The sequence below is a fragment of the Plantactinospora sp. B5E13 genome, assembly GCF_039871775.1.
Taxonomy (GTDB): domain Bacteria; phylum Actinomycetota; class Actinomycetes; order Mycobacteriales; family Micromonosporaceae; genus Plantactinospora.
Genome location: NZ_JBDPLT010000023.1, coordinates 1 through 18,252, shown reverse-complemented (window position 1 = coordinate 18,252; position 18,252 = coordinate 1). Strand labels below are relative to the sequence as shown.

Here is an 18,252-nt window from a genome sequence, read left to right as displayed (position 1 = left end):
ATCCCACCGGCCGGGACATCTCCCGGCCGGTGGGTCAGTTCGCCGGAGTGGAAACCGATGGTTCGAGTGGGCTGCGGAGCCCGCGCAGCCAGCCGGCGTCCCGGACACCGTCGAAGACACCACCGTCCGGGTCGTCCGGGTGGGTGGCCCGGACCGGGTCCTGCTCCGGACGCAGGATGTCTCGGATGACCAGGCCGCAGAGGACCGCGACGGTGATCAGCCGGAGGCTGGCGGCGAGCACGAACACGCCCTCCGGGAAGACCGGCTTGCTGGTGGCGGCGCCGAGCAGTTCGCCGTAGAACGCGACGAAGTAGCCGACCTCGGCGAACTGCCAGGCCAGGAAGGCACCCCAGCGGGGGCGGGCGAGCACCACCAGCGGCAGCAGCCAGAGGGTGAACTGCTGTGACCAGACCTTGCTGAAGATCAGGAAAGCCGCCACCATCAGGAAGACCAACGCGGCCAGCCGGGGCCGGCGCGGTGCGAACAGCGCCAGCGCGCCGATGCCGAGGAAGGCGAGCACGATCAGGGCGTACGACAGTGTGTTCAGCGTCGGGATGTGGTCACTGAGCCACTGGAACGGTCCCTGGTCGCCGGGGGCGCCGCTGTTCCACTTGCCGTCGAGGTAGCGGCCGATGTACCAGAGCGTGCCCCAGTCGATCGCCCGCTCGCTGTTCAGGTCGAAGAACCGTCGCCAGTTCTCCGGATAGAGGATCGCGATCGGCAGGTTGACCGCGATGATCGTGCCGACGGCGGTGGCCATCGTCACCACCGGTGCCCGGAACCGACTGGTACGCAGGGCGAGCACCGCCAGCGGCCAGAGCACGAAGAGCGGCCAGAGTTTCGCGGAGGTCGCCAGGCCGAGCAGGAGGCCGGCGATCACGGGTCGTCGTTTCGCCCAGGCGTACAGGCCCATGGCGGCGAGTCCGATGGCCAGCAGGTCCCAGTTGACCGTGGCGGTCAGCAGGAGGGCCGGGGAGAGTGCGAACAGTGCCGCGTCCCACGGTCGGCGTCGGCGCAGGGCGAGGATCATCGCCACCGTCGCCACCGCGAGCGCACCGAGCACCAGGGCGTTCAGGTTGTAGAACCAGCGCGCCTGGTTGATCTCGGGACGGTCCACGCCGATGTCGTGCACCGGCAGGCCGAGCGCGCCCATGAAGAACCCGGTGACGACCGGGTACTCGACCGGATGGTCCCGGTACGGCACCTTGCCCTCGTTCAGCCCCTCCGCGTAGTAGAGGGCCAGGACGTCGGTGTAGCAGAACCGGGTGTACTGGATGTTGTTCGACCAGGCGCCGGTCTGGCAGGGCGACTTCTGCACCCAGTGCAGGGCGAGGGTCAGGCAGGTCAGGGCGAGCACGATCCGGGCCGCGGTCCAGAACCGGCCACGCCACTGGTTTCCCCGCCGATCCACGCCCACCGCGTGCTCGCCGATCGGGCCGCCGATCGCCTCGGCAAGCCCGCGGACGAAGCCGTCCGACCGGGACGGGTGGTCGACCTTTTCAGGTTCGTCAATGCCAGCCGTCGACTGCGCGCTCATGAACAGGCATCCTGCCGTACCGGTCCGGAATCCGTCAGACCCGGATCGGCCGTGTCGCCGATCGGGACGGAAAACGCGGTCGGCGGCCGGGTACCGGACCCGACCGCCGACCGCGGATATTTATATCTCCGAATGGTTACCGACCGCTGGCGGTCGTCCCCACCCGGCGGCTAACCGCCGGTCGTGTTGCGGTTGTTACCGCCACCACCGCCACCGTCGCCCGGTGGGAGGGTGATGCCGCCCCCTGGGTCGTCCGGATTGGTGGTGCCACCACCCGGTCCACCCGGTCCACCCGGACCACCGGGGCAGAGCGGGCTCGGGTTCGGGCCCTGGCAGTCACCCGGTCCGCCCGGACCGCCGGGACCACCCGGCGGGGGGTTGCTCGGCGGCGGCGCCGGTTGGGTGCCGTTGCCGGCGTCCTTGTTACCGATGTGCTTGGCGTCCGGCAGGGCCACCAGCGGCTCACCCTGGAGCGCTTCCTTCATGAACCGATTCCAGATGCTGGCCGGCAGGTCGCTACCGTTGATGTTGCGACCGTTCTTGTCCTTGATCTCGGGCCGCTTGGGGTCCTTGCTGCCGACCCAGACCGCCGTCGCCAACTGTGGCGTGTAGCCGACCATCCAGGCGTGCGCGTTGAACTCGGTCTTGCTGTACTCCCAGGTACCGGTCTTACCGGCCGCCTGACGCCCGCCGAGCTGGACCGAGCTGAGCTTCTTCAGCACCGCAGTGACCTCGTCGGCCACCTCTTTCTTGATCCGCTGCTTCGGATCGCGCTTCTCGCCGTTGATCTTCTTCCACTTGCCGGTGTCCTTGTCCTGCTGCTCGATCGAGACCACGAAGTGGGCCTTGTTGTAGACACCGCCGTTGGCCAGTGTCGCCAGGCCGTTCGTGTGGTCGAGCACGGTGATCGGATACTGACCGTACGCCAGCACGTTGAAGAACGGCCCCCGGAGATCCTTCGGGTCTTCCTTGGTCAGGTCGTGCGACTTCGGCGGGTTGTCCTTGGTCTCCCACATCCTGTTGATGCCGGCGTCCCGGGCGAGCTCGATGAGCTTTTCCCGGCCGATCTGCTCGGTCACGTGGTAGAAGGGCACGTTGTACGACTGGAGCGTCGACAGTTCGAGCGAGCACCACTTCGCACAGGCGGCCTGGCGGCCCGCGTTCTCGACCTCGATCTGGGTGCCCGGCACCTTGTAGTCGCTGGAATCCCAGTGCGAGTCGATCGAGATGCCCTCGTCGATCGCGGCCGCCAGCGTGTAGACCTTGAAACTCGAGCCCGGCGGATGCCCACCGCTGAGATATCCGGAACTGTCGGTGTTGAGTCCGGCGTAGTCGTAGCCGGCGCCACTGTCACCGCCGTAGTACGCCATCACCCGTCCGGTCTTCGGGTCGATCGCGGTCAGCGCGGCCATCAGGTTCGACGGCTGTCCCTTGATCTCCGAGCCGGTCTTGCGCTGGGCGGCGTCCTCCGCGGCCTTTTGCATGTCCCAGTCGATGCTGGTCCTGATCTTGTAACCGCCGTCGCGGAGCGCCTCGGAGCAGTTCAGCTTCCCGTTCGGCTCGGTCGGGCCCATCGTGCAGATGCCCTTCTCCGCCATCTCGGCCTTGACGTAGTTGATCACGTTGCCCCGGGGGGTGGCGACGCCGAACGCCTCGTTCGCGTTCTTCCGCTTCTGCACCGTCGGGTACTTCAGCTGGGCGCGCTCCGCGGCCGACAGCCAGCCCTTGTCGACCATGCCGCCGAGGACGTAGTCCCAGCGGCCCTTGGCCTCCTCCAGGTTGTCCGCCGGGTCGTAGCCCTTGTGCCCGGTGGACTTGTCCGGCTCCGGCTGCTTGATCAGCGCGGCCAGCACCGCGCCCTCCTCGACCTTCAGATCCTTGGCCGACTTGCCGAAGTAGGTCTGGGCGGCGATCTCGATGCCGTACGCGCCCCGGCCGAAGTAGACGATGTTCAGGTAGTGCTGGAGGATCTCGTCCTTGCCGAGCTGGTCGTTCAGCTTCGAGGCGAGCACCGCCTCCTTCACCTTGCGCTGGTAGCTGTCGTCCTTCAGCTCCGCGTACGCGTTCCGGGCGTACTGCTGGGTGATGGTCGAGGCACCCTGCTTGCTGCCGCCGGTGAAGTTGTTCCACGCGGCCCGGGCGATACCGACGTAGTCGACACCGTCGTGGTCGTAGAACTTCCGGTCCTCGGCCGAGACCACCGCCTGCTGCACGTACTTCGGGATCTGGTTGATGGTGACGATCTGCCGGTTCTGGTCACCCAGCTTGGCGATGACGCTCTTGTTGTTGTAGGCGTAGACGGTCGTCGCCACCGGCAGCGGCAACTCGTCCGGCATCACCATCTTGGTCGAGTACCAGGTCGCGCCGACCACGCCGCCGCCGGTCAGGATGATGAACACCGCGAACGCCGCGATGATCATGTTGATCCGTTTGCGCTTCTTGGCCCGGCGTACCGCCGCCGGGTCGGCGTCACCGGCACCGCGCCGCCCACGCCGACCGGGGCCGGTCGGCCCGTCGGGACCGTCCGGGCCACCGGGTCCACCCGGTCCGGCCGGGGAGACCGGGACCACGGCCCGGCCGACCGTCGCCCGACCCGCGGCACCACCGGCGCCCGCGCCACTCACCGAGGCGGCGCCGACACTCGCCCGGCCGGCGGAGGCCCGGCCGCCCGCGCGGCCCGCGCCGTATCCGCCGCCCGAGCCGGGCGCGTCCGGGACCGCCGCGCCGCCGACCCCGGCCCGGCCGCCGACCCTGGCCCGACCGGGCGAGGCCGAACCGACCGAGGCGGAACCGACGGACGCGGAGCCGACGGACGCGGAGCCGACCGAGGCCGAACCGGCGGCAGGGGACACCGGCGATGCGGCCCGTCCCACTCCGGCCGCCCGTCCGGGTGGCGTCGCGCGGCCGCCGGCCCGAGCCGACGGGGCATCGGACTGCCCGCTGTTCGCGGGCCAGCCGCCCCGGTCGCCGTCGCGTGCGGAGCGGCGGCTCGCGGCCTGGTCGTCCCAGGACGGGCGCTGGTATGGATCGTCCGCTGCTCCGTGGTCGCCACGCGCGCCCGGGAACTGGTCCCGTCCGCGCGCGGAACTAGGATCGCCGTACGAGTTCATTCGTCACACCCTGCCGGTCGCGGTGATGGGCGTGCGCGCCCCCACCGGGTTGCCGTGAGCTAGAACACGCCACATCCAGACTCGGACACGCCGATATCCGGGTGGCGCAACATCGGAAATAACCGGACTTATCCGGTTCGCTACGTGATACTCGCCCCGCCCTGGTCGGAAAATCCCGGAACCGGGGAGACGAGTCACCGTCACCGTCCCGCCTCGCGCCTTCGACGTATCGACGAGCCGCCGGCGCCTCCGGCGACAGTGCCTGCGGCATGCGACACCGAGGCCGCCGCCGCACCCGGCGCGTCGCCCTGGTCGTCAGTGGGTACGCCGTCCCGGCCGAGCAGGTACTGCTCGACGAGATGGTTCCAGTCGCAGCCGCGACACACCTCCACCACGTACACCTGGAACTCACGCAGGGTCATCGCCAACACCGACAGCTCCGCACGGGTGCGGGCCTGACCGGCCGACTGCCTGAGCTCATCCCCGTAAATGTAGTGCACGTGGGTGAGATTCTCGCGGCGGCAGACCGGACAGAGCGTTTCGGTCGGTTCGCCATGGAATCGTGCGGCGTTCTTCAGGTACGGCGACGCGTCACAGACCTCGTAGGTGCCGACCCGACCCGAGTGCACCTCACGCAGCACCGCTCGCTTCTGGAGCGAGTAGTCGACGACCTGGCGCTGCGTACGCATGCGGTGAAGGGTAACCGGTCCGGCCGGGCGAGGCGACCACCGTCACTCAGAGTAGTCAAATCCGTGCCGTACGAGGGGTTTGCCTAGCCGACGCAGAGGGTTTACGGTGCGATGTATCGGCCCGATACATCGAGCCGGTGACGACGGGCCTGACCAGGCCACCGGATCCGCGTCAGGACGAGAGGGGTGCTCATGCTCGAGCTCGCCATTCTCGGCCTGCTGCAGGAGTCCCCGATGCACGGCTACGAGCTCCGCAAGGAACTCGCCGCCAAACTCGGGGCGATCCGCGCGGCCATCAGTTACGGCTCCCTGTATCCGACCCTGCGCCGGCTGCAGGCGGCCGGTTGGATCACCGAGGCTGGCCAGGCGCCGGCCACCGCCGAGGAGATCCCGGCCCTGACCAGCCGACGCGGCCGCGTCGTCTACAAGATCACCGCAGAGGGCAAGGAACGTTTCGCCGAGCTGATCGCCCAGACCGGCCCGGAGAGCTACGAGGACACCGGTTTCGGCGTCCACTTCGCGTTCTTCGCCCGTACCGACCGCGCGACCCGGCTCCGGATCCTGGAGGGCCGCCGCCGCAAGGTCGAGGAGCGTCGCGAGGGGCTCCGTGACGTGTTGAGCCGGGCGGCCGAACGGCTCGACGCGTACACCCTCGAACTGCAACGCCATGGCCTCGACGCCTGCGAGCGTGAGGTGCGCTGGCTGGAGGAGCTCATCGCCAACGAGCGCTCCGGCCGGGCCCCGGCAGGGTCCACCCCGGGCACCGTCCCGGACACCCCGGGCACCGTCCCGGACACCCCGGGCACCGGCCCGGGGCCAGCAAAAGAACACAACCCGCCTCCGCCTGGGCAGTCCAGGAATGAGCCGGAGCGGCCGTGATGAACACAAAGGAGGCAAACGCGATGGGCTCCGTCCGCGTCGCCATCGTCGGTGTGGGTAACTGCGCCTCGTCCCTGGTCCAGGGCGTCGAGTACTACCGCAATGCCGACCCCAACGACCGCGTCCCGGGTCTCATGCACGTGACCTTCGGCGACTACCACGTCTCGGACGTGGAGTTCGTCGCGGCGTTCGACGTCGACGCCAAGAAGGTCGGCATGGACCTCGCGGAGGCGATCGTCGCCAGCGAGAACAACACCATCAAGCTCTGCGACGTGCCGCCGACCGGCGTCACCGTGCAGCGCGGTCCGACCTTCGACGGTCTGGGCCAGTACTACCGGGAGATCGTCGAGGAGTCCGACCGCGAGCCGGTCGACGTGGCGCAGGCGCTGCGCGACGCCCAGGTCGACGTGGTCGTCTGCTACCTGCCGGTCGGTTCGGAAGAGGCCGCCAAGTTCTACGCCACGGCGGCGATCGAGGCCGGCTGCGCCTTCGTGAACGCGCTGCCGGTCTTCATCGCCTCCGACCCGGCCTGGGCGCAGAAGTTCGTCGACGCCGGGCTGCCGATCGTCGGTGACGACATCAAGAGCCAGGTCGGTGCGACGATCGTGCACCGGGCGCTGGCCAAGCTCTTCGAGGACCGCGGGGTCGAGCTGCTGCGCACGTACCAGCTCAACTTCGGCGGCAACATGGACTTCATGAACATGCTGGAGCGCAACCGGCTGGTCTCGAAGAAGATCTCGAAGACCCAGTCGGTCACCTCCCAGATCCCGCACGAGATCAACAAGGGTGACGTGCACATCGGGCCGTCGGACCACGTGCCGTGGCTGGACGACCGCAAGTGGGCGTACATCCGGCTGGAGGGTCGCGCCTTCGGTGACGTACCGCTGAACGCCGAGTTGAAGCTCGAGGTCTGGGACTCGCCGAACTCGGCCGGTGTCATCATCGACGCGGTCCGGGCCGCGAAGATCGCGCTGGACCGGAAGATCGGTGGCCCGATCCTCTCCGCGTCGAGCTACTTCATGAAGTCGCCGCCGGTGCAGTACTCCGACCACGACGCCCACCAGAGCGTCGAGGACTTCATCGCCGGCAAGATCGAGCGCTGATCCGGAACGCCGGAGAGAACTGACGTACGGCCTGCGGGGTCGGACCGGAGACGGTCCGGCCCCGCCGCCGTTTCCTGACCACACGCCGCCGACCGTTCCGTCCCGCGAGATGTACCCCCGGGGGGTATGCTGACGAGAGAAGGAGGCGGTCCGCATGCACGACGGGCACAACCATCAGCAGCACACCGGGCACGGCGGCCACGACAAGCACGCCGGGCACGATCCGCTGGTGTTCCGCCGAAAGTTCTGGCTGAGCCTGGCGCTGACCCTGCCGATCGTGGTCACCAGCCACATGGTGATGGACTGGTTCGGCTACTCCCTCGACTTCCCCGGCATCTCGCTGGTCGGGCCGGTGCTCGGCTCGGTCGTCTACGGCTACGGCGGCTGGCCGTTCCTGGTCGGCGCCGTCCGGGAGGCCCGGGACCGGGCCCCCGGCATGATGCTGCTCATCGCGATGGCGATCACCGTCGCCTACGTCGCCTCGCTCGCCACCAGTCTCGGCGCGTTCGACCTGGACTTCTGGTGGGAACTGGCCGCCCTGGTCACCATCATGCTGCTCGGGCACTGGCAGGAGATGAAGGCGATCGGCCAGGCCCGGGGCGCGCTGGCCGCGCTCGCCGCGCTGCTGCCCGACGACGCCGAACGGGTCGACGACGACGGTGCCGTGCAGCGGGTGCCGCTGGCCGACCTCCGGGTCGGTGACCTGGTGCTGGTCCGACCGGGCGCCCGGGTGCCGGCCGACGGCCCGATCGTCGACGGCGGCGCCGAACTCGACGAGTCCATGATCACCGGCGAGTCGCGACCGGTACCGAAGCGGACCGGGGACCGGGTGGTGGCCGGCACCGTGGCAACCGACTCGGCGATCCGGGTACGGGTCGACGCACTCGGCGAACAGACCGCGCTCGCCGGCATCCAGCGGCTGGTGGCCGAGGCACAGCAGTCGAGCGGGCGGGCCCAGGTGCTCGCCGACCGCTTCGCCGCCTGGCTGTTCTACGTCGCGACCGCCACCGCCGTGGTCACCTTCGTGGTGTGGACGGCGCTCGGCGACGTCGACGAGGCGGTGGTACGTACCGTCACGGTGTTGGTGATCGCCTGCCCGCACGCGCTCGGGCTGGCGATCCCGCTGGTCATCGCGCTCTCGACGGCCGTCGCCGCGAAGGCCGGCATCCTGGTCAAGGACCGGTTGGCGTTGGAACGGATGCGTACCGTCGACACGGTGCTCTTCGACAAGACCGGCACCCTGACCCGGGGCGCGCACACCGTCACCGGGGTCGCGGCGGCACCGGCGCTCGACGTACCCGATGGTCGGGCCGAGGACGAGCTGCTCCGGTTGGCCGGCGCGGTCGAGTCCGACAGCGAGCACCCGCTGGCCCGGGCCATCGTCACCGCCGCGACCGACCGGACCGGTACGGCGTCCGCGACCGACTTCCGCGCGCTGCCCGGCCGGGGCGTCCGGGCCAGTGTCGAGGGGCGGGAGTACGCGGTCGGCGGCCCCGCCCTGCTCCGGGAACTCTCCGCCCGGCCCGACGACGAGCTCGACCGGGCCACCGCCGACTGGGCGGGGCGCGGAGCAGCGGTGCTCTACCTGGTACGCCTCGACGACACCGGCCCCCGGGTGCTCGGTGCGCTCGCCTTGGAGGACGAGGTACGCCCGGAGGCCCGCGAGGCGGTCGACGAACTACGGCGGCAGGGGATGCGTTCGATCGCCATGATCACGGGTGACGCCCGTCCGGTCGCCGAGTCGGTCGCGGAGAAGCTCGGCTTCCGGGCCGGCGTGGACGAGGTCTTCGCCGAGGTCCTGCCGGCGGAGAAGGACAACAAGGTGACCGAGCTGCGCGAGCGCGGGCTGACCGTGGCGATGGTCGGTGACGGGGTCAACGACGCGCCGGCCCTGGCCCGGGCCAACGTCGGGATCGCGATCGGCGCCGGTACCGATGTGGCGATCGAGTCGGCCGGGGTGGTGCTCGCCTCCTCCGACCCGCGCGGGGTGACCGGGGTGATCCGGTTGTCCCGGGCGGCGTACCGGAAGATGCTGCAGAACCTGGCCTGGGCGGCCGGCTACAACGTGGTCGCGCTGCCGCTCGCCGCCGGGGTGTTCGCCTGGGCCGGGGTGGCGCTGAGCCCGGCGATCGGCGCGGTCCTGATGTCCGGTTCGACGATCGTGGTGGCGCTCAACGCCCAACTGCTCCGTCGGGTACGCCTGACCACCGACCGGTAGCGGGCAGGCGCCCGTCCCGGCGGGCCGCACAACCGGACGTGTAAGCAGCGCCCCGGCCCGCCGGGCCGCACAACCGGACGGGTGAGCGACGCCCCCGGCCCGGCGGGCAGTCGACCCGACAGGCGGCGGCTCAGGCCCAGGCGCGCTGGAAGGCCACCCCGGCCTCCAACTCCAGCAGGTGGCGCTTGCGGGGCAGGCCGCCGCCGAAGCCGACCAGCTTGCCGCCGGCGCCGACGATCCGGTGACAGGGCACGATCACCGGGATCGGGTTGCGGTTGCAGGCCACCCCGACCGCCCGGGCCGCGCCCGGATCGCCGACCGCCGCCGCCACCTCGCCGTAGGTCCGGGTCTCGCCGTACGGGATGGTCGTCATCTCGGTCCAGACGGCGCGCTCGAATCCGGAGCCCTGCCGGACGTGCAACGGCACGGTGAACCCGGTCAGCTCGCCGGCGAAGTACGCCCGCAGTTCGGCGACCGCCGCCGCGAGCACGGGCTCACCGGCCGGCAGCCCCGCCTCGCCGGTCGCCAGTCCGTTGGCCTCACCCGCCGTGTCGACCCGCCCGAAGCGGACGCCGCAGATCCCGACGTCGTCGACGCCGACGGAGAGTTCCCCGATCGGGGTGTCGAGCACGGTCCAGCGCATCGTCCCATTGTCCACCCGGTCCGACAGCACGGGACATCCGGCTGGCAATCCCACCAGGCACCTGCTAACTTTCCTTGGCATGTGCAGGGTTTCATTATGAGCAGGGACGGTCCCAGCGGCGACGACCTGGTCCGGGCCCTGGCGACGCTGGCCAATCCACACCGGTTACGGGTCGTCGCGGCGCTCGTCCGCGGTGGACGGAACTACGTGAGCCAGCTGGCCCGCGAACTGGGCATCAGTCGGCCGCTACTCCAGGTCCATCTCCGCAAGTTGGAGTCCGCGGGCCTGGTGTCGGCGCGCCTGGAGCTCTCGGAGGACGGGAAGGCAATGAAGTTCTACGAGGTCAATCGATTCGACATCCGGTTGACACCGGACGCGGTGGAGGCGGCGGCACGCACGCTCAGCCTCTCGGAGCAAGGCGGCCGGGAGGCCGAAGAGGGAGCGGGATCGTGAACGAGTACGACTGGACGGCCATGAACACGGACGACTGGATCGAGATCGTCGGCGCTGTCGGCCTATTCGTCCTGGTCATCGCGGTGATCCTGACGGTCATCATCCAGGTGTCCCGCACCCTGCGGGCCAGGATCGCGGCCGGACGCGACGGTGAGTACAAGGCACTCGCCGAAGCGGCGGTCCGTACCCAGGAGGGCACCGAACGCCAGTTGGCCGAACTCGGCGGACGTCTCGCCGCGATGGAATCCCGGATGACCTCACTCGAACGGGTCCTCAAGGACGTCGAGTAAGCCCTCCCCCACCGACCGGGCGTGAACAGCCGCCCGGCCCTGGGCCGCCGAGCGCCAACTCGGCGGCCCAGGAGGAAAAGCGTCACCTCGCCCAGCGGCGAGTTCTCCACGCAACACTTCCCCGGCAGAAAGGACAGCACTTCATGCTGCCCGGAAACAAACCGGTCCGGCGTACCCGTCGGACCGTCACCGGATGGTCCGCGACCCTGCTCGCGTCGGTCGTCCTCGCCACCCTCACCGGCTCTCCCGGTACGGCGGGCGCGGCCACCGCCCCGCGTCCGACGCCGGGCATCAACTGGCAGCCGTGTGCCGCCGATGCCACCGCGCAGTGCGGCACTCTCGCGGTGCCGATCGACTGGAGCCACCCGAACGGGCCGACCTTCGATCTGGCGCTGGCCCGGCGTACGGCCACCGACCCGGCCGCCCGGGTGGGGGCCCTGTTCTTCGGCCCCGGCGGTCCCGGAGACTCCGGGGTGAGTCGGGTGGCGAACCCGAACAACTTCCGGCGGTTCAGTCCCGAACTCCACCGTCGGTTCGACATCGTGAGCTTCGACCCGCGAGGCGTGGGCGCCAGCAGTCCGGTGCGCTGCTCGACCGAGCTGCTCAACCAGCGGCCCACACCGGTGCTGACCAGCCAGGCCGACTTCGACCGTACGGTGTTGTACAACCGCAGACTGTGGCAGGACTGCCGGGAGCGGACCGGGCCGGTCTTCGACCACGTCGACACCGTCAGCATGGCCCGTGATCTGGACGCCGTACGCGCCGCGCTCGGCGAGACGCGGCTGACCTACCACGGCAGTTCGTACGGCACCCTGCTCGGTGAGCAGTACGCCGAACTCTTCCCACACCGGGTCCGGGCGATGGTGCTGGAGAGCGTCGTCGACCACAGCCTCGACACCCGGGATTTCCTGAACACCCAGACCACCGCCGCCCAGGACTCGTTCGACGCGTTCGTCGCGTGGTGCGGCCGTACCGAGAGCTGCCCGCTGTATGGGCAGGATGTTCGCGCGGTCTGGGCCGACCTGATGGACCGGGCCGGACGCGGGGAGGTGCCGGACCCGAAGGACCCGTCGGCGACGCTGACCCCGTACGCGCTCAGTGGTTTTCTCGCACCCCGGGCGCTCTACAACCCCGACTACGCCGGGCTGGCAGGGATGATCAGCACGCTGAGCGCCCAGGCCCGGGGCGGAACCGTCGCGGCGAGGGTCGCCGACCCGATCCCGACGGCGCCGGGGGCACAGACCAGCTCGAACTACCTGGCGATCTTCTGTCAGGACTGGCACCTGCCGATCCGCGACTACCGGGAGTACGCCGCCCGGCTGCGGGAGATGGCCCGGATCGCGCCTGACCTGCCGTACCCGCAGGCGCTGGCGGTCGTGGAGTCGTGCCTCGGGTCGCCCCTGGTCGACAATCCGCAGCACCGGTTGAAGATTCACAGCGAACAGCCACTGCTGCTGCTCAACGCGGTGCACGACCCCGCCACCGGATACAACTGGGCGACAAACGTGGCCCGGCAACTCGGCCGGCACGGTGTGCTGCTCAGCTACGAGGGCTCCGGCCACGGCGTCTACACCGCCACCTCGTGTACAAGGGACACCGTGGACGCCTATCTGATCCGGTTGGCGGTGCCGGCCCACGGCACCCGCTGCCCTGCCGCCGAACCGGCACCGACCGCTTCCGCTGGATAGTCGTCCGGTAGCAACCTGGCTCGGACGCTCCGATCCGGCGCGTCCGGGCCTGGTCGGCTTCTCCCGCGCGGCCACGGGGCTACGACGGGGGAAAGGACAGCAGGCGTTCGGTGTGGTGGGCCACGATGCCGAGCATGAACTCCCGGTTCGGGAAGTCGCCGTCGAGCAGCCGCAGCGGGCCGGCGACCAGCGACAGGTGCTGGGCGAGCTGGTAGAACCGCAGTCGCCGCTCGTCCAGCCCGTCCGGCCGGAGCAGCGGATAGTGCTCGCCGAAGCGGATCCGCAGGAAGACGTGCTCCCACTCGACGTCGAAGAACATGGTGCCCTCGATGTCGATCAGCACCGGTTCACCGGCGGCGTCCACCAGCACATGGTCCGGACCGAGTTCACCGTGGACCAGCCCGTACGACGTCACCGGATCGACCGCCGACGCCAGCTCGTGTACGAGGTCGGTCAGCCGTGCCCGCTCCCGGTTGATCCGCTCGTCACGCCCGGCCGCCTCGGTCAGGTCCTTGAGCGCCCATCTCCGGACCACGTCCAGGGCCGACGGGAGCGTCGGCGTCGCCTCGGCGGCCACCGCGACCTTGCCGAACCGGGTGGACCGGTGGTCGCGCATCACCGTCAGCATCTCGGCCAGCCGGGCGACGGTACCCGCCGCCGCCCGCGGATCGTCGGCCAGCCGCTGCTCCAGGTTCGGCCCGGGGACCTCCTCGACCAGGGCGATGTCGGCCGGATACCAGCGCCGGCTCCGGTCGAGCAGGTGGATCTCGGGCACCCGGACGCCGATCCGGGCGTACTCGGCGGTTGCGGCCTCGAACAGCACACTGTCGGCGGCGTTGGCGAGCACCGTGGTGCCCGGCACTCCGTCGGCACCCGCCGCGACCGGCCAGTAGTTCTCCTCGGCGCTCCAGATGTAGCCCACCACCGTGGAGTTGTCGTCGAGGGTCAGCCGGTACACACCCTTCCTGGTCCCGCCGCGCAGCCGGGTGACCGTACTGATGCTGCGGGAGGTGCCGTACGCGGCCCGGACCACATCGGTCAACTGGGTCCGGTCGGCGAACTGGCGAGGTGTCCGGGCGGCGTCCACCCACCGCACCATAGTGGGCACCGGAACGATGCGGGGCCGCGCCTGAAGGCGCAGCCCCGCATCCGGTTCACTTCTGCTCGGTGAAGCCCGGCGGGGGCGTCAGCTCCAGATGCCTCAGGTTCTCCGCCGTACGCGGCAGCCAGGAGTACCTGGTCGTCACCGTTGCCGCGGCGGGAAACTCACCCGGGCCCTGCCCGCCGATGCGTTTCACCGCGGTTCCCTGAACCGGCAGGTAGGTCGTCTCGTCCACCCACATGTCGATCCGGTACGACCGGTGCGGCCCGAAAAGTTGCAGGTGCAGGGTGTCGACGCCGTCCACCTTCTCCTTGCCCACCAACTCCACCGTGCCGTCGGTGATCGCCTCACGGATGCTCTCCGGATCGGTGATGTCCGGCATCCCCGTGGGGTCCTCGTCGGGCAGCGGCCCCGTCCACCACTGTTTGAGCAGGTAGTCGACGGTGACGCCGTCCTGGTCACCCTCCGGACCGGTAACCAGGTGCGACTGGGACAGCCGGATCGGCCCCCGCGTCCGGTCGGTGGGAGCCGGGGGTGCCTGTCCCTTCCCGCCCGGCGGGACCGAAGCACGCACGGAACTGTCGTAGACGTCGTTCCGGTACCGCTGGGTGGCCTTGTCGGTCCACTCGTCGTAGTAGCCGCCGTCGTAGGTGTTCCTCGCGTAGATGACGTACTCGGTGGCCCGGCCCAGCGCCTTCAGGGTCTGCTCCTGCACCTGGGCCACGTTCTCGAACCGCACGGTGCCGTCGGCCGGACGCCCTTCGCCGGGCACCCCCTGGCCGACGGTCGTGACCAGTAGGGCGGCGGCGGCCACCGCGACCACCGGCGTGGCGATCGCGGTACGGATCGACCAGGTACGCCGGGCCTGCTGACGACGCAGCGCGGAGACCAGCCCCGGTGACGCGTGCACGTCCTCCAGTTCCTGCCGCAGTCGGACACCGAGTTGGTGGCCGTACCGCTCATCGGTGAGCATGGGGAACCTCCAGGGGATAGGAATCGTGATCGTCTGCCAGGAGCTCGCGCAGCCTGGCCAGGGCCCGGGACGTGTACGACTTGACCGTCCCGGTGGAGAAGCCGAGCAGTTCCGCGGTCTGCTCGACGGACAGGTCCTCGAAGAAGCGCAGTACGACAACCTGCCGCTGACGGATGGGCAGCTTGGCCAACGCCCGTACCACCACCCGACGGTCGGTCACCCGCTCGTACCCGCCGTCGACCGCGCGCAGGTTGTCCGGCTCGGCTGGCATCGGTGCCTCCCTCGGGCGCCGGAACAGCCACCTGATCCGGTCCCGCGAGAGGTTGACCAGCACCTGGCGGGTGTACGCCTCGGGTGCCTCACGCGCCCGCGACCAGTGCCGCGCGGTACGCAACAGGGCCGTCTGCAACAGGTCCTCGGCGTGCCCGCGATCCCCGGTGAGCAGGTACGCGGTGCGGAGCAGTGCCGTGGACCTGCCCTCGACGAAGGTTTCGAAGGTGGGATCAACCCGCATACCCCTCAGAACTCCGTCCTGTCGGGGCGGGTTGCCCTACCGGAGGGATCAGTTGCCGGAGCGGACGAACAGCGGTACGGCGGTTCGGCCGCCATCGGGTGACCCGACCCACACTCTGACCGATCGGTTAGTTTCTGACCGATCGGTCAGGCACCCTGGGCGGAGGAGGTGGTGGGATGGCACGCGGCAGAACCCGTGACGAGATCCTGGCCGTGGCGGCCCGGCAGTTCACGCACGCCGGGTTCAAGGGCACGTCGCTGCACGACATCGCGGTCGAGGTCGGCTGCTCGAAGGCGACCCTGCTCTACCACTTCGACAGCAAGGAGGCGATCCTCCTCGCCCTGGTCGCCCCGGCAGCCCGGGACCTGGTCGCACTCGACGCCCGGCTCGGCGGGCTGTCCGCCGCCGAGGCGCGGGAGGCGGCCATCGAGGGCTTCGTCGACCTGGTGGTGACGTTCCGCCAGGAGGTCGCGCTCATCTACGACGACATGCCACACCTGCTCGAACATCCGGCCTTCGGGGACCTGCAGCCGGTCACCACCCGGCTGGTCGCCGCCTTTGCCGGGCAGTCGACCGAGCTGTCGGCGCGGATCGCCGCCCAGGTGCTGCTCGCCGGGATCACCGCGATCGTCATCGACTGCGCCGACGAGAACGCCGACGAACTCCGGCAGGCCCTGGTCCAGGTGGCCCGCCGGGCCCTGGTCGACCACGCCTGACCCGCCCACCGCCACCCCGGACAGCACCGCACCACCAAACCAGCACAACGCCGCACCACCCCGATTTCCCGCAGCCGCTCCATCCCCCGACAAGGAAGCGACATGGCGACACTCCTCTACCGGCTCGGCCGGGCATCGTTCCGGCGCCGCCGGCTCGTTGTGGTCCTCTGGCTCGTCCTGCTGGCCGCGCTCGGCGGCGCGGCGGTGGCGTTCATGGGACCGACCTCGAACAACTTTTCCATCCCCGGCACCGAGTCGCAGCGGGCCATCGACGCGCTGCAACGGGAGTTCCCGGAGGCGAGCGGCGCGACCGGCACCATCGTGGTGGCCGCGCCCGAGGGGCAGCAGCTCGCCGCCCCGCAGCACCAACCGGCCGTCGCCGGCCTGGTCCGGGAGGCCGCGACCCTGGCGGGCGTGCTGGGTGCGCTCGACCCGTTCGCCACCGGCGCCGTCTCCCGGGACGGGCGGTACGCGCTGGTCCAGGTGCAGTTCGCCGCGCAGGCCGACGAGATCACCGAGGCGCAGCGCGAGGCGTACGAGGCCAGTGGCGGCAGCGCGACGGCGGCCGGGCTGCGGGTGGAGCACGGCGGTGAGGTGATGTCCGGCCCGCCCGAGGTCGGCGGCACCGAGGCGATCGGGGTGGTGATCGCCCTGGTCGTCCTGGTGGTGACCCTCGGCTCGCTGGTCGCGGCCGGGATGACCATGCTCAACGCACTGCTCGGGGTCGGTGCCGGCATGGCCGGCCTGTACGCGCTGAGCAGCGTCACCGACCTGACCAGCACCGCGCCGATCCTGGCCCTGATGCTCGGCCTGGCGGTCGGGATCGACTACTCCCTGTTCATCACCTCGCGCTACCGACAGAACCTGTTGGAGGGGCTGGAGCCGGAGGAGGCGGTCGGCCGGGCGATCGGCACCGCCGGTTCGGCGGTGCTCTTCGCCGGGGTGACCGTGGTGATCGCGCTGGCCGGACTCTCCGTGGTGAACATCCCGTTCCTGACCATCATGGGCCTGGCCGCCGCCGGTACCGTCGCGGTCGCGGTGCTCGTGGCGTTGACGTTGCTCCCGGCGCTGCTTGGGTTCGCCGGCCACCGGGTGCTGCCGCGCCGGCTGCGGGCGGCGACGGCGACCGGCGGCGACGACGCCGGCCACTCCGGGAGCTTCGGTTTCCGCTGGGCACGGCTGGTCATCCGGCTGCGCGTACCGGTGATCCTGGTCGCGGTGCTCGGGCTGGGCGCGCTCGCCCTCCCGGCCGCCGACATGCGGGTCGCGCTCCCGGACCACGGCAGCGCCCCGGAGGGTACGCCGGAGCGGGCCGCCGCCGACCTGATCACCGAGGGCTTCGGGCCGGGCTTCAACAACCGGCTGGTGCTGGTGGTCTCCAGCGACTCGGCGGAGCGGACCGGTGCCGCCGCCCAGCAGGTCACCGCGGCGGTGCAGGGTACGCCGAACCTGCTCGTGGTCGCCCCGCCGAACCCGAGCCGGGACCAGCGCACCGCCCTGCTCGCGGTCATCCCGACCACCGGCCCGACCGACGAGGCGACCGAGACGCTGGTGCACGACCTGCGGGCCAGGGTCGCCCCGATCGACGGGACGGACGGCGTCGAGGTGGCGCTCACCGGTCAGACCGCGGTCGGGATCGACGTCTCGGAGAAGCTCTCCGACGCGATGCCGTGGTATCTGCTGCTGGTCGTCGGCCTGTCGGTGCTGCTGCTGATGCTGGTCTTCCGGTCGGTGCTGGTACCGGTGAAGGCGGCGCTCGGCTTCCTGCTGACCGTCGGCGCCACCTTCGGCCTCACCGTGCTGATCTTCCAGCAGGGGCATCTCGCCGACCTGGTCGGCCTGGACACCCCCGGTCCGCTGATCAGCTTCCTGCCGATCCTGCTGATCGGCATCCTGTTCGGGCTGGCGATGGATTACGAGGTCTTCCTGGTCTCCCGGATGCGGGAGGACTTCGTGCACGGTGACACGGCGGTCCAGGCCACGGTCAACGGGATGGGGCACGGCGGCCGGGTGGTCACCGCCGCCGCGCTGATCATGACCTCGGTCTTCGCCGGTTTTGTCCTGATGGAGGACCCGGTGATCAAGTCGATGGGCTTCGCCCTCGCGATCGGGGTGGCGATCGACGCGTTCGTGGTCCGGATGACCCTCGTCCCGGCGGTGATGTCGCTGCTCGGTCGGGCCGCCTGGTGGCTGCCGGGCTGGCTGGCCCGGATCCTGCCGAGCGTGGACATCGAGGGTGAGCGGCTGCGCCACCACCTGGGCGCCGTCGAGGCGGAGCAGCCCGAACTCAGCCGGGTCTGACCAGGCCCACCAGTCGGGGGGGGGGGGGGGGGGGGG

Annotated in this window: 15 protein-coding genes; 8 read left to right on the top strand and 7 right to left on the bottom strand. The window is 70.4% G+C overall.

Going from position 1 to position 18,252, the window contains the following annotated elements:
• Window positions 1-34: 34 nt before the first annotated feature.
• From ABGB05_RS20980 to ABGB05_RS20970, 3 genes are all read right to left on the bottom strand, one after another.
• Window positions 35-1,537: a glycosyltransferase 87 family protein gene (locus tag ABGB05_RS20980; protein WP_347655150.1), complete on the bottom strand. Its 1,503-nt coding sequence runs from the start codon at window positions 1,535-1,537 to the stop codon at window positions 35-37.
• 170 nt (window positions 1,538-1,707) lie between these two features.
• Window positions 1,708-4,389, bottom strand: a complete 2,682-nt coding sequence (locus tag ABGB05_RS20975) for a transglycosylase domain-containing protein (RefSeq protein ID WP_347655149.1) — start codon at window positions 4,387-4,389, stop codon at window positions 1,708-1,710.
• 458 nt (window positions 4,390-4,847) lie between these two features.
• Window positions 4,848-5,336 carry a DUF5318 domain-containing protein gene (locus tag ABGB05_RS20970; RefSeq protein ID WP_347655148.1) on the bottom strand — a complete coding sequence of 163 codons (489 nt, stop codon included), beginning with the start codon at window positions 5,334-5,336 and terminating at the stop codon, window positions 4,848-4,850.
• Window positions 5,337-5,528: 192 nt separating this feature from the next.
• Here ABGB05_RS20970 and ABGB05_RS20965 point away from each other — a divergent pair, with 192 nt between their 5' ends.
• The 3 genes from ABGB05_RS20965 to ABGB05_RS20955 all read left to right on the top strand — a co-directional run bounded on the left by ABGB05_RS20965 (window position 5,529) and on the right by ABGB05_RS20955 (window position 9,536).
• Window positions 5,529-6,215: a PadR family transcriptional regulator gene (locus ABGB05_RS20965; protein ID WP_347655245.1), complete on the top strand. Its 687-nt coding sequence runs from the start codon at window positions 5,529-5,531 to the stop codon at window positions 6,213-6,215.
• 23 nt (window positions 6,216-6,238) lie between these two features.
• Complete coding sequence (locus tag ABGB05_RS20960) at window positions 6,239-7,318, top strand: inositol-3-phosphate synthase (protein WP_347655147.1); 1,080 nt, start codon at window positions 6,239-6,241, stop codon at window positions 7,316-7,318.
• A 154-nt stretch (window positions 7,319-7,472) separates the two neighbouring features.
• A complete protein-coding gene (locus tag ABGB05_RS20955; protein WP_347655146.1) occupies window positions 7,473-9,536 on the top strand; it encodes a heavy metal translocating P-type ATPase in 2,064 nt (687 codons plus the stop codon).
• A 130-nt stretch (window positions 9,537-9,666) separates the two neighbouring features.
• On the opposite strand, the gene ABGB05_RS20950 is transcribed toward ABGB05_RS20955, so the two are convergent.
• On the bottom strand, window positions 9,667-10,179 hold the full coding sequence (locus ABGB05_RS20950; protein ID WP_347655145.1) for a methylated-DNA--[protein]-cysteine S-methyltransferase: 513 nt from the start codon (window positions 10,177-10,179) through the stop codon (window positions 9,667-9,669).
• Window positions 10,180-10,275: 96 nt separating this feature from the next.
• Between ABGB05_RS20950 and ABGB05_RS20945 the strand changes: the two genes are divergently transcribed.
• From ABGB05_RS20945 to ABGB05_RS20935, 3 genes are all read left to right on the top strand, one after another.
• Window positions 10,276-10,632 (top strand): ArsR family transcriptional regulator, encoded by a 357-nt coding sequence (locus tag ABGB05_RS20945; RefSeq protein ID WP_347655144.1) that lies wholly within the window; start codon window positions 10,276-10,278, stop codon window positions 10,630-10,632.
• Window positions 10,629-10,922 carry a hypothetical protein gene (locus tag ABGB05_RS20940; RefSeq protein WP_347655143.1) on the top strand — a complete coding sequence of 98 codons (294 nt, stop codon included), beginning with the start codon at window positions 10,629-10,631 and terminating at the stop codon, window positions 10,920-10,922. The genes ABGB05_RS20945 and ABGB05_RS20940 overlap by 4 nt, the downstream gene beginning before the upstream one ends.
• 143 nt (window positions 10,923-11,065) lie before the next feature.
• A complete protein-coding gene (locus ABGB05_RS20935) occupies window positions 11,066-12,610 on the top strand; it encodes an alpha/beta fold hydrolase (RefSeq protein WP_347655142.1) in 1,545 nt (514 codons plus the stop codon).
• 79 nt (window positions 12,611-12,689) lie between these two features.
• On the opposite strand, the gene ABGB05_RS20930 is transcribed toward ABGB05_RS20935, so the two are convergent.
• From ABGB05_RS20930 to ABGB05_RS20920, 3 genes are all read right to left on the bottom strand, one after another.
• Window positions 12,690-13,697: a phosphotransferase gene (locus ABGB05_RS20930; RefSeq protein WP_347655141.1), complete on the bottom strand. Its 1,008-nt coding sequence runs from the start codon at window positions 13,695-13,697 to the stop codon at window positions 12,690-12,692.
• 67 nt (window positions 13,698-13,764) lie between these two features.
• Window positions 13,765-14,685 (bottom strand): hypothetical protein, encoded by a 921-nt coding sequence (locus ABGB05_RS20925; protein ID WP_347655140.1) that lies wholly within the window; start codon window positions 14,683-14,685, stop codon window positions 13,765-13,767.
• On the bottom strand, window positions 14,672-15,199 hold the full coding sequence (locus ABGB05_RS20920; RefSeq protein WP_347655139.1) for a SigE family RNA polymerase sigma factor: 528 nt from the start codon (window positions 15,197-15,199) through the stop codon (window positions 14,672-14,674). The genes ABGB05_RS20925 and ABGB05_RS20920 overlap by 14 nt, the downstream gene beginning before the upstream one ends.
• 176 nt (window positions 15,200-15,375) lie before the next feature.
• Between ABGB05_RS20920 and ABGB05_RS20915 the strand changes: the two genes are divergently transcribed.
• Both ABGB05_RS20915 and ABGB05_RS20910 read left to right on the top strand, forming a co-directional pair.
• Window positions 15,376-15,915, top strand: a complete 540-nt coding sequence (locus ABGB05_RS20915) for a helix-turn-helix domain-containing protein (protein ID WP_347655138.1) — start codon at window positions 15,376-15,378, stop codon at window positions 15,913-15,915.
• 102 nt (window positions 15,916-16,017) lie between these two features.
• Entirely contained in the window at window positions 16,018-18,216 is a 2,199-nt protein-coding gene (locus ABGB05_RS20910; protein WP_347655137.1) for an MMPL family transporter, read from the top strand.
• Window positions 18,217-18,252 lie beyond the last annotated feature (36 nt).

Coding starts and splice junctions, on each gene's coding strand:
- ABGB05_RS20910 (WP_347655137.1), top strand. CDS start 16,018: ATGGCGACACTCCTCTACCGGCTCGGCCGGGCATCGTTCCGGCGCCGC.
- ABGB05_RS20960 (WP_347655147.1), top strand. CDS start 6,239: ATGGGCTCCGTCCGCGTCGCCATCGTCGGTGTGGGTAACTGCGCCTCG.
- ABGB05_RS20925 (WP_347655140.1), bottom strand. CDS start 14,685: ATGCTCACCGATGAGCGGTACGGCCACCAACTCGGTGTCCGACTGCGG.
- ABGB05_RS20935 (WP_347655142.1), top strand. CDS start 11,066: ATGCTGCCCGGAAACAAACCGGTCCGGCGTACCCGTCGGACCGTCACC.
- ABGB05_RS20965 (WP_347655245.1), top strand. CDS start 5,529: ATGCTCGAGCTCGCCATTCTCGGCCTGCTGCAGGAGTCCCCGATGCAC.
- ABGB05_RS20915 (WP_347655138.1), top strand. CDS start 15,376: ATGGCACGCGGCAGAACCCGTGACGAGATCCTGGCCGTGGCGGCCCGG.
- ABGB05_RS20920 (WP_347655139.1), bottom strand. CDS start 15,199: ATGCGGGTTGATCCCACCTTCGAAACCTTCGTCGAGGGCAGGTCCACG.
- ABGB05_RS20945 (WP_347655144.1), top strand. CDS start 10,276: ATGAGCAGGGACGGTCCCAGCGGCGACGACCTGGTCCGGGCCCTGGCG.
- ABGB05_RS20955 (WP_347655146.1), top strand. CDS start 7,473: ATGCACGACGGGCACAACCATCAGCAGCACACCGGGCACGGCGGCCAC.
- ABGB05_RS20980 (WP_347655150.1), bottom strand. CDS start 1,537: ATGAGCGCGCAGTCGACGGCTGGCATTGACGAACCTGAAAAGGTCGAC.
- ABGB05_RS20950 (WP_347655145.1), bottom strand. CDS start 10,179: ATGCGCTGGACCGTGCTCGACACCCCGATCGGGGAACTCTCCGTCGGC.
- ABGB05_RS20970 (WP_347655148.1), bottom strand. CDS start 5,336: ATGCGTACGCAGCGCCAGGTCGTCGACTACTCGCTCCAGAAGCGAGCG.